The following is a 14473-nucleotide window of genomic DNA, read 5'->3' on the forward strand; positions in this document are numbered from 1 at the left end:
CCCGGACTCACTAATCAGCCCTCGACGAACTTCAAGAGATCGGCGTTCAGGACATCGGCATGGGTTGTCAGCATGCCGTGCGGATAGCCCTTGTAGACTTTGAGAGTACCGTTCTGCACCAGCTTCACGGACAGTCTGCCGGCGTTGTCGATCGGCACGACCTGGTCGTCGTCGCCATGCATGACGAGGGTCGGAACGGTGATTGCCTTCAGGTCTTCCGTCTGGTCGGTCTGCGAGAAGGCCTTGATCCCATCGTAATGGGCCTTGGCGCTGCCCATCATGCCCTGCCGCCACCAATTCTGGATGACGCCAGGATAGATCTTAGCGTCGGGACGGTTGAATCCGTAGAAGGGACCAGTGGGAAAGTCGACGAAGAGCTGCGCGCGGTTTTCGGCAACGCCCTTGCGAATGCCGTCGAAGACTTCCATCGGAAGGCCGCCGGGATTTGTCTTGGTCTTCAGCATCAGCGGCGGTACGGCGGCGACCAGAACAGCCTTGGCGACGCGACTGGAAGGCTGACCGTATTTTGCGACATAGCGGGCGACTTCACCGCCACCTGTCGAGTGCCCGATATGAACGGCATTCTTCAGGTCGAGGGCTTCAACGAGAGCGAAGGCGTCGGCGGCATAGTGGTCCATATCGTGACCGTCTGCGACCTGCGCGGAGCGTCCGTGACCGCGTCGGTCATGGGCGACGACGCGATAGCCCTTGGATAGGAAGAACAGCATCTGTGCGTCCCAATCGTCCGACGAGAGCGGCCAGCCATGGTGGAAGACGATCGGCTGGGCATCATTCGGACCCCAATCCTTATAGAAGATTTCGACGCCGTCCTTGGTGGTGATGTAGCCCATTGTATTGTCTCCTTTAATTGAGGCGGTGGTGGAAGCAATGTTGGCCGCAAAGCCGAACGACGAGGGGAGCACCATGGCCGCGGCGGCGGCAGCTCCGGAAAGCAATGCGCCGCGGCGCGTGATGGAAGGGGCGTTCTCAGTCATTTTCGCGTCCTGCGATCCCTGTCTTGTGCCCTCAGGCTGTGTTCGTCCGTTAGCGCGATATGCCGTCGAGAGCCAATGCCGACAATTGCACCAACAGTTTTGATTTGATTGCGATTTTCGCAACAATGGAGGGTGCGGCCCGGCCGCTCTCTGCTGGCCATCTTAAGCCGCGCCGGGCCGGTTGATTGCCAGGAAATGCCGGACGACAGGCTTGTCCGTCCCTGAATGATAGGCAAGCATCTGACCTTGAAGATCGGCGTCGGCGTTCGACACCCGCTTGTGCTGTCGGAGATGTTCAGCCCAGGATTCCACCATGAACCATTCGACGATCTTTTGCGGATCGGCAGAGTCTTCCGTCACACCCCATCCGTAGGCACCGTCACGCCGCCGCTCGTGGGACATTTTGTCCAGCGCATGCAGGAAGGCGGTGCGATGATGTTTTTCGACATTGTATTCGATCAGGATCAGGACCGGGCCTCGATCATGCGGAACCGGTTCTGCGACGAGTGGTTCGGGCCAGTGGTTTGACGGGACCAGATCGGCATCGCCCGACGGCAGCTTGATACGGTGCATGATCAGTCCAGCCACGAGCAGTCCGCCCGCACCGATCACCAATGTGCCCGACACGCCAGCAACTTCGCCGACAGCACCCCAGCCGAGGCTGCCGGCCGTCATCGCACCGTTGAAGACAGTCAGATAGACGGCAAGGCCCCGCCCCCGCACCCAGTTCGGCAGGATCGCTTGCGCGGCGCCGTTGAGCGTGGTGAGGGCGGTGATCCATGCTGCACCGAGGAACAGAAGGATAACGACCGCCAGCCATTGCGGTGGAGCCAGCGACAGCGCCGCCATGACCAACGCCGTCACGAGCGCAGATCCGAGTAGCAGGCCGTCGGCATCGAAACGCTGCCGCAGCCGCGGCATGACGAGCGCACCGCCGATTGCACCTGCACCGACAGCGCCGAGAAGGATGCCGTAGAAGCTGGCGTCACCGCCCAGGAGTTGGCGGGCGACCAACGGAAGCAGCGCCCAGACAGCACTGGCGAACGCAAAGAAGATCGTCGCTCGAAGCAGCACGACATGAAGCGTCGGGCTGGCGCGGGTGTAACGCAGTCCTGCCCGGAAGGCGCCGAAAAACCCTTCCGACAACGCGTCGTTGGCATCCTTGGCGCGCGGCCACCAGATCAACGCCGCGATGACGAGGACGTACGTCGCAACGTCGACGCCGTAGGTAACGGCGGCACCAAAAGCGGCGAGCAGCAAGCCACCAGCCGCAGGGCCGATTGAGCGCGCAATATTGATGCCCAGCGAATTCAGAGCGACGGCACTCTTCACATCTTCGCGAGGCACGAGTTCGGGCACAACCGCCTGCCATGTCGGTCCCATGAGCGCCGCACCGATACCGCCAAGGAAGGTCAGTCCGATCAGTGAACTGATCGTAAGCAATCCTGTATGGGCAAGAGCCATCAACGTGAGACTGACCGAGGCAAGCAGGATCTGCACGGCAATCAGGAACTTACGACGATCGAGGATGTCCGAGAGAACGCCTGCCGGGATTGCCAGCAGAAAGATCGGCAGCGTGCCGGCCGCCTGCACCATGGCGACGGCCGCAGGGGCAGCGGAAAGATCCGTCATCAGCCAAGAGCTGGCGACGTCGCGCATGAAACTGCCGGTGTTGCCCAGAACCGTGGCCGCCCATAGCACCGCGAAGACGGGTTGACGGAGCGGTGCGAAGCTACCGGAGGATTTTGTGACGCTCATTTGCTCGTTCCCTTGGCGATATCGATTGTTGCTACGATCACGAACGCGCCAGCGAGACCGAGATGTTCGAAGAAGGCATTCGTCGCCATCATGCGATCCATCCCGGAAGGCATTTCCCAGAATCGAAGCGCAACGAGGGTCGCGATAAAGGTGAAACCGGCGAGAGCCAGAGCACCCGCCCAGCGCCCGAAGCCGGAAACCACCATGGCGGAGGCCGCAAGCTCGAAGGCAATGACGGCAACGGCGAAGAACGTTGTCGGGTGAAGCCCGAAATGCTCCATTTCGGCAATGGCGCCGTTAAAGTCGAAGATCTTGGTTAGCGGCCCCTGGATGTAGGCGGCGCAGAGAGCAAGAAGCGCTAGGGACCGCGTTGCCGGCGCCGCGACGGCACCCGCGAGAAGCGCGCCTAGGCGGCCCGTGGATGAAGAATGATCAATCATGTCTGCTCCTGTAGTGTTGGCCGGTCGAACCGAGCGGCACTTTTTCGGCTTGTGGAGCGATATTGGCCGGAAAGATTGCCGCCAACAATTGCATCAATAGTTTTGAATTAATTGCGATTATCGCAATAAATCTGCGCTCGTAGGTCGAACGGGCAGCGCAATCCGCTACCCATTCCATTCGCTGAGCACGATGCGGACGTCGCTTCACACCGCCCAGCACGAGCAACCGAGAGCTCCGAAGAAGCCTTTGAGGTCGGCTATCGGCAGTTTCGATGTCCAGGCGCTGGCATGGTCGTGACCATGTACGCCGCAATCGCTGGCACAGCCACAGGAGGCGATTGCAGTACGACGCAGGGAATGGCGACCAGCCCCTTCCGGTTCGCCCCAGCCGGCATAACCGCCGAACTTGCGCACCGGCGACCAGTCCGGCATGGAGGGTGGCACGTCGTTTTCGTCCAGCGTCTTGAAGTCGCCGGCGCTGTAGACGATCTTGCCGCCGACCATTGTTAGGTCGGAGGTGAGGAAGGAGATCTCGTCCTCGGCGCAGGAGAGGAAGTCCTTGTCGGGCACGATCAAGTCAGCGAACTGGCCCTTTTCGATGCGGCCCTTCTTGCCTTCCTCGTTCGAGAACCATGTAACCTTTTCAGTCCACATGCGCAGCGCCGTTTCACGGTCGAGGCAATTGGAACGCGGATAAAGCTGCATGCCGCCGATGGTCTTGCCAGTCACCATCCAGGAAAGCGAGACCCAAGGATTGTAGGAAGCGACACGCGTCGCGTCCGTGCCGGCCGAAACGTTGACACCCTTGTCGAGCATGCGTCTGATCGGCGGCGTCGCCTCGGCGACCCCGTGGCCGTATCGCTCGACGAAATATTCGCCCTGATAGGCCATGCGATGCTGCGTGGCGATGCCGCCGCCAAGGGCCGCGATGCGGTCGATCGAGCGATCGGAAATGGTCTCGGCATGATCGAAGAACCAGTTCAGGCCTTCGAGCGGGATGTCCTTGTTGACCTTCTCGAAGACGTCGAGCGCGCGGCTGATCGTTTCGTCATAGGTCGCGTGAAGACGCCAAGGCCAACGGTTCTCGGCGAGAATGCGCACAACACCCTCAAGGTCCTCTTCCATTTCCGGGGCCATGTCCGGGCGCGGCTGGCGGAAGTCTTCGAAATCCGCGGCGGAGAAGACCAGCATTTCGCCGGCACCGTTGTGACGGAAATAATCGTTGCCTTGCTTGTATTTGACCGTCTGCGTCCAGTTGAGGAAGTCCTGCTTCTCCGCCTTCGGCTTCTGCGTGAAGAGATTGTAGGCAAGCCGGACAGTCAGCTGATTTTCATCCGACAGCTTCTGGATCACCGCATAGTCGTCCGGGTAGTTCTGGTAACCGCCCCCGGCATCAATGACGCCGGTGACGCCGAGCCGGTTCAGCTCGCGCATGAAATGGCGGGTGGAATTGACCTGGTAGTCGAACGGCAGTTTCGGCCCCTTCGCGAGCGTCGAATAAAGAACGCCGGCATTCGGCTTTGCCAGCAGCATGCCAGTCGGGTTGCCATTGGTATCGCGGGTAATTTCCCCGCCCGGCGGATTCGGCGTATCGCGGGTGTAACCGACGGCACGAAGTGCGGCGCCGTTCAGGAGCGCCCGGTCATAGAGATGGAGCAGGAAAACCGGAGTATCGGGCGCGATCGCGTTGATCTCTTCGATCGTCGGCAGGCGCTTTTCGACAAACTGATGTTCGGTGAAACCGCCGACGACGCGCACCCATTGCGGGGCTGGCGTGATCGCCACCTGCCGCTTCAGCATGTCCATGGCGTCGGCAAGGCTGCGGATGCCATCCCAACGCAGTTCCATATTGTAGTTGAGACCGCCACGCACGACGTGGGTGTGGTTGTCGATCAGGCCGGGCAGCACACGTTTGCCCTTTAGATCGATCACCTTTGTATTCGGTCCGGCAAGCGCCATGATCTCGCTGTCGCTGCCCACTTCCATGAACAAGCCATCCTTGATGGCGATCGCCGTGGCATTCGGGTTGGTGCGGTCGAGCGTGGTGATCAATCCATGATGAAGGACGATATCTGGATACATTGGAGCGACTCCGGTCTTGACGGGATCGGCGGCATGGGCCGTAGAAAACAGATTTGAAAAGGCGAGGCTCGAAGCTGCGCCCAGGAAGGTGCGGCGCGTCGTCATCAGCTTTTCCCCGAGGTCGGATGTTTGCGGGGGGAGGTCACCTCCACCACGTTCGGACCGCCTTGCGGGAGGTGGCCGAACATGTGCGGCTTTACCTGATGAAGCCAGGAAAGGGCAGCAGGCTCGCGAGTCCAGATGCTTTTTGCCAGCGGCACGAGCTGCTCGCCGACGAGGATCCCAAGCAAACCGATGAGAGCGACGACAGGCGGGGCGGGCGAACGGACATTGAGCAGGCTGTAGATCACGCCCACCAGCAGGCCGGCACCGAGTGACAGGAGATAGATTTTCATGGAGGAGACCCTTCGCTTTGGAGGAAGCAATTCGCTCCGGCAGGTGGCGTCCCGCCGGAGCGATGCCGGGTTTGCTTGGCCGGGTTGGGGCCGATGCGCCTGCCGTGGCTGACCCGCTCGGAGCCGCCGTGAACGTGGGTGACGGCATAATCGATGCCCATGCCGTAAGCACCGGAATGCTCCTTCACCAGAGAAGTAACCGCCTCGTAGGTTTCCTTGCGGGCCCAGTCGCGCTGCCATTCCAGCAGGACCTGCTGCCAGGTGACCGGAACGACACCCGCCTGCACCATGCGGTCCATGGCGTATTTGTGCGCATCGACAGACGTGCCGCCGGAGGCATCCGCGACCATGTAGATTTCATAGTCGGTATCGTTCATGCAGGAGAGGGCGAACGTCGTGTTGCAGACCTCGGTCCACAGGCCAGCGACGACGATCTTCTTGCGGCCGTTGGCGGCGTTCTTGGCAAGTGCATCGCGGACGTTCTGATCGTCCCAGGAGTTCATCGAGGTGCGCTCGAGAATGTCGTTGTCGGGGACGACGGCGAGCAGTTCGGGGAAGGTGTTGCCCGAGAAAGAGTCGGTCTCGACGGTGGTGATCGTGGTCGGGATATTGAAGATCCTGGCTGCTTTGGCAAGGCCCACGACGTTGTTCTTCAAAGTCTGGCGATCGATCGACTGGACGCCGAAGGCCATCTGGGGCTGCTGGTCGATGAAGATGATCTGGCTGTTCTGCGGGGTCAGGACCTGAAGCTTGTTAGACATCTCGTGTTTTCCTTCTAGTTGGATTGAAGATAGCAAATGGGGCAGGGATCGCTGCGCGTCTTGAACGTTGGGACGCTGGATTGTCGGAAAGCGACCTGGCTGGAACATTAGGCCGCAAGTGGCGTAAGCCCCGCCTCGATTTGGGCACGGTAAGGCTCGTAGCGGCTCGGTAACTTCAGAGCCTCGCCAAGGTGCGCTGTGTCTTCGTCGCGGTTGAAACCGGGTTCGTTGGTGGCGATTTCGAACAGCACGCCGCCGGGGGTGCGGAAGTAGATCGCCCAGAAGTAGTCGCGGTCGATGACCGGGGTGACCTGGTAACCCGTATCCATCAGCGCCTTGCGGACTTCAAGCTGTTTTGCGCGGTTCTCGACAGCGAAGGCGATGTGGTGAACCGAACCCGCGCCCTGCCTTGCGAAGGGTGTCTGTGGAAGGGCCTCAAGGTCGATCGTGTCGGCACCATTGCCGCCGGGGATAATAAACCGGGTGACGGCACCTTCGGTCTCAGTGCGCTGGTAGCCCATGAACTCGAGCAGTTCAGCGGTGGCGGCTGTGTCGTGCAGGCGGAAACGCGCGCCGGAGAAACCACGGATGGCGACGCTGTCGGCGATGCCGGATCCGTTCCATGCAGTACGGACGTCACCGGCCGTTTCGATCAGGGCAAGACCTTCACCATCCGGACCGATAAAGCGCAGGCGGTTGGCGCCGAAGATTTTATCTGCTTCGAGGAGGTTCGTATCTTTCGCGGTCAGGCGATCCTGCCAGAAGGAGAGCGAGCCTTCCGGGACGGCGAACTGTGTCTCGCTGACTTCCCCAACGCCGGCCCGGCCGCGCATCACGTCGGGGAATGGGAAGTAGGTCATGACAGTGCCGGGGGTACCAGCCTCGTCGCCATAGTAGAGGTGGTAGACGTTCGGATCGTCGAAGTTCACGGTCTTCTTTACGCGGCGTAGCCCAAGGGTGTCCGTGAAAAACGTGTTGTTCTGACGGGCATCAGTTGCCATCGACGTGATGTGATGCAGTCCGTTGATTTCCTTGATCATGATGCTTGTCTTTCCGTCGCTGCGTTGTTCGTGTGGTGTGATTGAAAATCTACGCCAGTTGATCAGCCGTCGGAATTGCAATAAAACTTGCGAGTGAATTGTCCGGGATGAAATAATAGATGAACGACTATAAGGCTCTGAGGACGTTTCTTCTGGCTGCCGAGAAGCGAAACTTTGCGCAAGTCGCGCGCGAACTGGACATGACGCCCGCAGCGGTCACCAGAGCGATCGCCGCCTTGGAGGAAGACCTTGGGGTGCAGCTCTTTGTCCGGACCACGCGTCAGGTGTCGCTGACGACCGACGGAGCAATCTACGCTGCGCAAATCCAGCCGGCGATGGCTGCGCTGGAGAACGCCCGCAAGGATGTGATGAACACCCATAAGGCCGATCACGGTCGGCTTCGGATCAGTGCGCCGACCTGGTTCGGTCAGCAAATCCTGCCACCTATCTTGTCGGGCTTCAGGGAGCGCTATCTGAAGATCACTTTCGAAATCTCCCTGACGGACGGTCTCGTAAACATCATCGATGACGACTACGATCTGGCGATCCGCATCTCAGCCGCACCGTCCGACAAGTTCACGATCTGGCGGAAGATCAGTGTCGTGCGCCGTATCCTCGTCGCCGCTCCGGGGAGCCGATTCGCAAACATGAAGCATGCCAGCGAGCTGACCCCTGACGACTGCCTTGCATACAGCGGCGAGAGCAAGCGGGAGACTTGGTCCTTGTCGGACGGTAGTGGCAGCGCGACCATATCGGCGGGCCGCGCGTTTAGCGCCAACAGCGGCGAAGTCCTCGCAAGCATGGCTGCCGACGGGGCGGGTGTCGCCATGCTGCCGAGGTTCCACGTGGCCGAGCATCTGCGCACGGGAAGGCTGGTCCATGTCCTGCGGAACTGGTCGCCGCCGGATTTGTGGCTGACCCTATATTACCCCCCATACCAGGCGCTGCCACCGCGCATTGCCTCGTTTTCGAAATTCTTCGAACAACAAGTACCGGCGTTTATGACGGGGATGGAATGACCTTCGCCGTGATAAAGTGGACTCCGCTGCTATTACAAAAGCCTTTTAAGACAATATTACAGCATCCTGGTCGCCAGGTTTTGGATAGAGGTTTTAACCGCATCCCATCACGGGCCGTCAGTTCGATACCGTTCAAGGCGAAGGAAATGTAGCTACATTATTTGGCGCTGAACACGCCGCACCTAAATGGCTGATAATTCGTTGTTCTGTCGTTATGCCATGTCGCCAGGCTTCGCCGCTGGGGTTGTCGAGCCATCTTTTAGCATTGGGCGTCTGCGTCTGTGTGCCGCTCTGTCGGTGTGATTCAAGAAGGCCGTCAAGACCTGTCGGGCCTCTTGCGTTTTTTGCGAGCCCCGCTTTCTCAAATGAGCGGTGAGAAAGGTCCCACACCGTTGTGAGGGACTTTCTGGTGTCTAGATCTAGCGTTTCCGAGCTACATTTCCAATGTCTCGATCGACAGATGCGGGTCAAGCGCGCGCAGGAAGCTGGCGGCGTTGAAAATCGCGGCCGGCGGCTTTGCGCCGGTATCGCGGATGTCGCCCGACAGGATGCGCTGGACCGCTTCACAGATGATCGGTGCCATGACGGCGTAGATGTCCTGGCCCTGCGCGATGATCCGGCGACGCAGGTCTCCTTGCGTGACGATCACCTCCACGGCGAAGCGCTGCGCCGAACGTCCAGTTTCGTCGACAGGCTCCGGCGCAGGCGTGGACGGATCGCGCACATCCCGCAGGGCTGTCGTGCTGAGAAAGGCGTGCAGCTCCTTCGTCCGAACGTGACGGGCGATCAGCGGCACTTCCGAGAACGGAAGCTCGACGAAGGTCTGCCGACCGAACGGGGCAGGTAGGACGGATACCTTTTCAGCAGGTGGCTGATGCACTGGCTCCATCTGCCCGCCGCTGACGGCAAGGCGCTTCGCAGTATTCTTTTCACCGGTGATGCGCGTGCCTTTTGTTGGAAGCCAGCTGTCGAGCGCGACGTGGATTTCGATGGCGTGGGCGTGATCCCACTCACCCATGACGGTTGCGACGAGCAGATCGGCAAGGCCGCCGTAAAAGCCCATGGCGGGGATGACGACGACGCCTGCGTCGCGGGCCGTAATCTCGTGGCGCTCGAACGTCGCCTGCACACTCGGCTGCTCTGCCGTCACGTCCAGATAGTGGATGCCCGCCCGCAAGGCGGCGCGTACCACAGCGTCGGCCGTATACTGCGACCGATCGCAATCGGCTTGAACCCGCGCCGCAACAGTTCGGCGACGACAAAGTGGCCGGTATGGCCGTTCGCGCCTATGACCGCTACGGAATGTGGTGTCCTGGTGATATCGGCTTGGCTAATGGTCATCGCTCTCCTTCGCTACAGACCTGTCTGTATCTAATAAAACATACAGGTCTGTAGCGTGTCAATCAGTTTTCTGTTAGACCGGAGAAATATGGCAAAGAACACAGCGAACTCTCCCGCCTCCGGTACGAACGAGGTGCGGGACAGAATTCTAGAGACAGCATCGTCGCTCTTTTACCGGCGTGGCGTGCGCGCTGTCGGAGTCGATCTGGTGGTGGAAAAATCCGGTGTCGCCAAAACCAGCCTCTACCGCCATTTCGGCACGAAGGACGACTTGATCGCCGCCTTCCTCAAGCGTGAGGACCTGGACTTTTGGAGCACTTGGGACCGGGTGAGGGAACTGCATCCGGACGATACCGGAGCCGAGCTCGACGCCCATCTCGAGTGGATCGGCGAGCGGATCGGACGGGACAACTACCGGGGTTGCCCGCAGATCAATACGGCCGCCGAGTTTCCAGAAGCGGATCACCCTGCCCGCAAGGTCGCCGAGGCCCACATGCGCGAGATGCGGCGGCGCCTGAAGACCATCGCCGAGGGTCTGGCGGTTGCCGCACCCGACCGGCTTGCCGGTCAGCTCGCGGTCCTGATCAATGGCGCCTTTGTCAGCATGCAACTCTTTGAATCCGGCGAGGCTACCAGCTTGCTCCGCGATGCCGCCCATGCGCTGATTGCCGCAAGCCGCAGCTGATTGGACTCACGGCCGTTGCCTTCTGACCGCGCGTCCAAAACGTCTCTTTCTCAGCCAGATCGACAATTTGCAACAGAGCCAAAAGAACGGGGTGCCGATGGTGGCACCCCAATTCTGACTCGCACGAAAACCGAACCCGGGTCGCTACGCCGCCCGTTCTTCTGCGGCGTTCGGTCTCCACTTGATGAGCCGGCCTTCCAGAACATCGAGAATTCGGTCGATGATGAGCACGAACATGGCCAGGATGATGATGCCGGCAAACACGCCGACCGCGTCGAAGTTGCCTTCTGCCTGCGCGATCAGATAACCGAGCCCTGCAGAAGAGCCGAGATATTCACCAATGATGGCACCGACCACCGCGAAGCCGACAGACGTGCGGAGCGAGGACAAGATCCAGCTGGCCGCTGCGGGGAAATAGACGTGCCGCAATAGATCGGAACGTTTGGCCCCGAGGATTTTTGCGTTTGCGAGGACCACCGGGTTGACTTCGCGGACACCCTGCATGGCGTTGAAGAAGGTAATGAAAAAAACCAGCGTTACCGCAAGCGCCACCTTGGACCAAAGACCGAGCCCGAGCCAAAGAACGAAGATCGGCGCGAGAACGACGCGGGGAATGGCGTTGAGCCCCTTGATGAACGGATCGAGGATCCGGGCGGCGCTCCGGCTGAGACCGAGCCACACACCGGCGGCGACACCAAGACCCGTGCCGATGATGTAACCGAGCACTGTTTCCGTCAGGGTTATCGAGACGTGCTTGTAAAAGCCCGGGTCAACGATCCAGCTGACGATCTGGTTGAAGATGTCGAGCGGCGCTGGAAAGAAGAAGACATCGATGAAGCCGGCGGTCACGCCGAGCTGCCAGCCGCCGAGGATAAAAACCAGCATGCCGAGCTGGATGATGCGTTCAGTCACGACGTTCATAGCTTTTCTCCACTTCGCCGCGCAGGGAAGCCCAGATATTGCGATACAGGTCCATAAAGCGTGAGTCGAGTTTGATCTCAGCCACATCCCGTGGCCGCTCGAGATCGACCGGGAAACTTTCGATGACCCGCGAACGGGGGCCGGCGGCCAGAATGGCGACGCGGTCTCCAAGCGCGATCGCCTCTTCGAGGTCGTGCGTGATCATGACCACGGCGCGACGCTCTTCCTGCCAAAGGCGCAGCAATTCATTCTGCATGAGGTGCCGCGTGTGGATGTCGAGCGCGGAGAAGGGCTCATCCATCAGGATGACCTTTGGACCGGCAATGAGGGCTTGTGCCATCTGGACACGTTTGCGCTGGCCGCCGGACAGTTGGTGCGGATAGCGGTGTTCGAAGCCCTTGAGCCCGACTTTTGCAAGCCAGCTCATCGAACGCTCGCGGCGCTCGGCGGCTGCAACACCCCTGAACATCAGGCCGAGTTCGACATTCTCAATGGATGTCTTCCACGGGAGCAGCGCATCCTGCTGGAAGAGATAGCCGATGTCGTTCTGCACGCCCTTTACCGGCGTGCCGTCGATCGTCACCGTTCCGCTCGCGGGTTTCAGAAGACCTGCGATCGCGTTCAAAATGGTGCTCTTGCCGCAACCGGTTGGGCCGACGATGGCGAGAAACTCACCATCGGCAACCGTCAGATTGACGTCCTGCACCGCGACGTAGGCACCAAACGACATTGTCACGGCATCGATCGATACCATCGACTTTGCGTTTTGCTGTCCCGTCTGGATAGACATGGGATTTACGACAGCCAAAGACATGGCCTCCTCCTAGGATCAGTTGGTGGTCTTATCCGTTACCTTGTCCACGAAAGCGTTCGTGTAGGTTTTGGAAAGATCGATTGTTGCGGCAGCAACCTTTTCGTTGAAGCTCTTGAGAACGGCCAACGGCGTCTGCGTGTCGGTCTCGCTGAATTTGCCGTCCACCGAGAAAATCGGTTTGGCATTCTGGACGGCCTTCACATAGGTGTCCCGGTCGCCGGAGATGAATTCTTTCGGCAGTTTTTCGACGATCTCTTCAGCGCTATGTGTGTTCATCCATGCCAGTGCCTTGACCGTCGCGTTCGTGACCTTCTGGATGGTTTCCGGGTTTTCATCGATATAGGCCTGCGTCGCATAGAGGACGGAGGTCGGATAAATTCCGCCATAGATCTCCTTGGCACCCTCGTCGCTGCGGGCGTCGATCAAAATCTTGCCGACACCCTTGGCCTCGATAAAGGTCGCCGCGGGATCGTAGTTGACCAGAAGATCGACTTTCCCTTGCTCGAGCGCCGCGACTGCGGCCGCGCCGGAACCGACGCCGATCAGCGAGATGTCGTCGGCCGAAAGATTGTTGCGCTGCAGGTAGTAGCGCACGAAGAAGTCGGAAGATGATCCCGGTGCGGTGATGCCGACCTTCGCGCCCTTGATCGTTTCCGGTTTGGTCGGATCGAAGGATGAGTTTTTCCCGCCGGCCAGAACCAGGCCAGAATTGCGCGCAAGCTGGACAAAGCCGACGACCGCCTTGTTCTGCGACTGCATCTGGATCGTATGGTCGTAGAAGCCGACAGCGATATCCGTGGAGCCGGCAACAAGCGCCTGCAGCGTCTTGGAGCCGCCAGATGCGAAGTTTTCGACGGTCACCTCAAGACCTTCCTTCTCGTAGAGACCTAGGCCAGCTGCGACCGGGAAGGGCAGGTTGTTGAGGTTGTAGGACCCGACGCTGATGCGGACGGGTTCCGCAAAAGCCGAACCGGCGAAGGCGACCGTTGCCGCAAGGGCGAGTATGAGTTTACGCATGTGTATTCCTCCCTGATGCGTGGCGCCCTCCCGGCAACCACTTTCGATTATGCCGCGCAAACCATTTGCACGATAGGTTTTGCAAAGACCCGGCCCTCGAAGAGGCGTCGGGCCGTCCGCAGGATTCCGGCAACTGTCTTGCCGTCGCGGGTATCCAGTTTTACTTCCAAACGACCGCTTGGATGTTCCAGAACGAGGACGACCGGCGGCTTGCGGTCGCCGATCAGTTGCGAGGCGACGGTTCCGTCGCTAATGCAGGCCGTGGCGATACCGACCGCACCGGTCGTTGCGAGAGAAGGGTGGCACTGGTGCGGCATGAAATAGCGTACGCCGAGATCGCCGCCGTTGTTGGGCCTGGAGATCAGCACCGGCTTTGGCGTCACCTGGTTACTGACATCACCCATGCCCATGCGCCGGCCTGCCTCAAGCCGTAGCGTTTCGAGACGATACAGCATTGCCCCGTTGGCATTGAGCTCGGCAGCCGATTCATTGCCCGTCACACCGAGCGCGGCGGCCTCGAGCAGCATCATCGGCATCGCGCAATCGATGCAGGTGACGTCGATGCCGTCAATCCTGTCTCGCGGGTTGCCGGTGGGAAAAAGCTTGCCGGTGCGTGCCCCGGCAGCATCCATGAAGGTCAGCGCGATCGGCGCAGCATTGCCGGGCACGCCGTCGATCGAGGCATCTCCCATATAGGCGACGCGGCCATCAGGGGTCGGAACCTCCGCTTCGATGAGTTTACCGGTATTGACGTTGTGAATGCGCACGCGGGTTACGCCCGTCGCCGCCTTGACCAGGCCGGCCTCGATCGCGAACGGCCCGACGGCCGCCAGCATATTTCCACAGTTAGGTGAGGTATCCACGAACTGCTGATCGATGCGGACCTGGGCGAACAGATAATCCACATCGGCATCGGACACGGTTGCCGGGCCGACGATGGCAACCTTGCTGGTGACGGGGTTGCCGCCGCCGATACCGTCAATCTGCAGAGGATGACCAGACCCCATGACCGAAAGCAGGATCTGATCGCGTTGACGCGAATCCGATGGAAGATCGGATGCGAGAAAGAACGGTCCTTTGGAGGTGCCGCCTCGCATCAGAACACAGGGAATGGAAATCAGGTCGTTCATGGTTGTGTCCGCATACTGATGTGATTTAAATATCAATCAGCTTCTTTGTTGCAGTAAGCGGCAAAACGATTGATA

The 14473-nt window shown here is 59.9% G+C and carries 12 protein-coding genes and 2 pseudogenes; 2 read left to right on the top strand and 12 right to left on the bottom strand.

Translation table 11 applies throughout. From position 1 onward, the window contains the following. Nucleotides 1-14 precede the first annotated feature (14 nt). The 7 genes and pseudogenes from ISN39_RS21145 to ISN39_RS21175 form a co-directional block, all read right to left on the bottom strand. Nucleotides 15-995, bottom strand: a complete 981-nt coding sequence (locus ISN39_RS21145) for an alpha/beta hydrolase (RefSeq protein ID WP_194730303.1) — start codon at nucleotides 993-995, stop codon at nucleotides 15-17. A 162-nt stretch (nucleotides 996-1157) separates the two neighbouring features. Then, on the bottom strand, nucleotides 1158-2753 hold the full coding sequence (locus ISN39_RS21150) for an MFS transporter (protein ID WP_194730304.1): 1596 nt from the start codon (nucleotides 2751-2753) through the stop codon (nucleotides 1158-1160). Further along, nucleotides 2750-3190 carry a DoxX family protein gene (locus ISN39_RS21155; protein WP_246763493.1) on the bottom strand — a complete coding sequence of 147 codons (441 nt, stop codon included), beginning with the start codon at nucleotides 3188-3190 and terminating at the stop codon, nucleotides 2750-2752. The genes ISN39_RS21150 and ISN39_RS21155 overlap by 4 nt, the downstream gene beginning before the upstream one ends. Nucleotides 3191-3397: 207 nt before the next feature. Then, entirely contained in the window at nucleotides 3398-5380 is a 1983-nt protein-coding gene (locus ISN39_RS21160; protein ID WP_194730306.1) for an amidohydrolase, read from the bottom strand. After that, entirely contained in the window at nucleotides 5380-5670 is a 291-nt protein-coding gene (locus ISN39_RS21165) for a XapX domain-containing protein (RefSeq protein WP_194730307.1), read from the bottom strand. Before ISN39_RS21165 ends, ISN39_RS21160 begins: the two co-directional genes overlap by 1 nt. 74 nt (nucleotides 5671-5744) lie before the next feature. Then, a pseudogene (locus ISN39_RS21170) lies at nucleotides 5745-6431 on the bottom strand (hydrolase); the annotation flags it as partial. Nucleotides 6432-6538: 107 nt separating this feature from the next. Then, nucleotides 6539-7471 carry a ring-cleaving dioxygenase gene (locus tag ISN39_RS21175; RefSeq protein WP_194730308.1) on the bottom strand — a complete coding sequence of 311 codons (933 nt, stop codon included), beginning with the start codon at nucleotides 7469-7471 and terminating at the stop codon, nucleotides 6539-6541. Between the two features lie 119 nt (nucleotides 7472-7590). Here ISN39_RS21175 and ISN39_RS21180 point away from each other — a divergent pair, with 119 nt between their 5' ends. Next, on the top strand, nucleotides 7591-8490 hold the full coding sequence (locus ISN39_RS21180; protein ID WP_194730309.1) for a LysR family transcriptional regulator: 900 nt from the start codon (nucleotides 7591-7593) through the stop codon (nucleotides 8488-8490). Between the two features lie 433 nt (nucleotides 8491-8923). On the opposite strand, the pseudogene ISN39_RS21185 reads toward ISN39_RS21180, so the two are convergent. Beyond that, nucleotides 8924-9831 (bottom strand): annotated as a pseudogene (locus ISN39_RS21185) (saccharopine dehydrogenase). A gap of 88 nt (nucleotides 9832-9919) precedes the next feature. Here ISN39_RS21185 and ISN39_RS21190 point away from each other — a divergent pair. Then, on the top strand, nucleotides 9920-10516 hold the full coding sequence (locus ISN39_RS21190) for a TetR/AcrR family transcriptional regulator (protein WP_194730310.1): 597 nt from the start codon (nucleotides 9920-9922) through the stop codon (nucleotides 10514-10516). A gap of 144 nt (nucleotides 10517-10660) precedes the next feature. Here the strand turns inward: ISN39_RS21190 and ISN39_RS21195 are convergent, their stop codons facing one another. From ISN39_RS21195 to ISN39_RS21210, 4 genes are all read right to left on the bottom strand, one after another. Further along, nucleotides 10661-11437, bottom strand: coding sequence for an ABC transporter permease (locus ISN39_RS21195; protein WP_194730311.1), 777 nt, complete (start codon nucleotides 11435-11437; stop codon nucleotides 10661-10663). Next, nucleotides 11421-12191 carry an ABC transporter ATP-binding protein gene (locus ISN39_RS21200; RefSeq protein ID WP_194731854.1) on the bottom strand — a complete coding sequence of 257 codons (771 nt, stop codon included), beginning with the start codon at nucleotides 12189-12191 and terminating at the stop codon, nucleotides 11421-11423. The genes ISN39_RS21195 and ISN39_RS21200 overlap by 17 nt, the downstream gene beginning before the upstream one ends. Nucleotides 12192-12266: 75 nt before the next feature. Next, nucleotides 12267-13268 carry an ABC transporter substrate-binding protein gene (locus ISN39_RS21205; RefSeq protein WP_194730312.1) on the bottom strand — a complete coding sequence of 334 codons (1002 nt, stop codon included), beginning with the start codon at nucleotides 13266-13268 and terminating at the stop codon, nucleotides 12267-12269. A gap of 47 nt (nucleotides 13269-13315) precedes the next feature. After that, nucleotides 13316-14398, bottom strand: coding sequence for a 4-oxalomesaconate tautomerase (locus tag ISN39_RS21210; RefSeq protein WP_194730313.1), 1083 nt, complete (start codon nucleotides 14396-14398; stop codon nucleotides 13316-13318). Nucleotides 14399-14473 lie beyond the last annotated feature (75 nt).

Origin of the sequence: Rhizobium sp. 007 (assembly GCF_015353075.1) — a bacterium.
Taxonomy (GTDB): Bacteria; Pseudomonadota; Alphaproteobacteria; order Rhizobiales; family Rhizobiaceae; genus Rhizobium.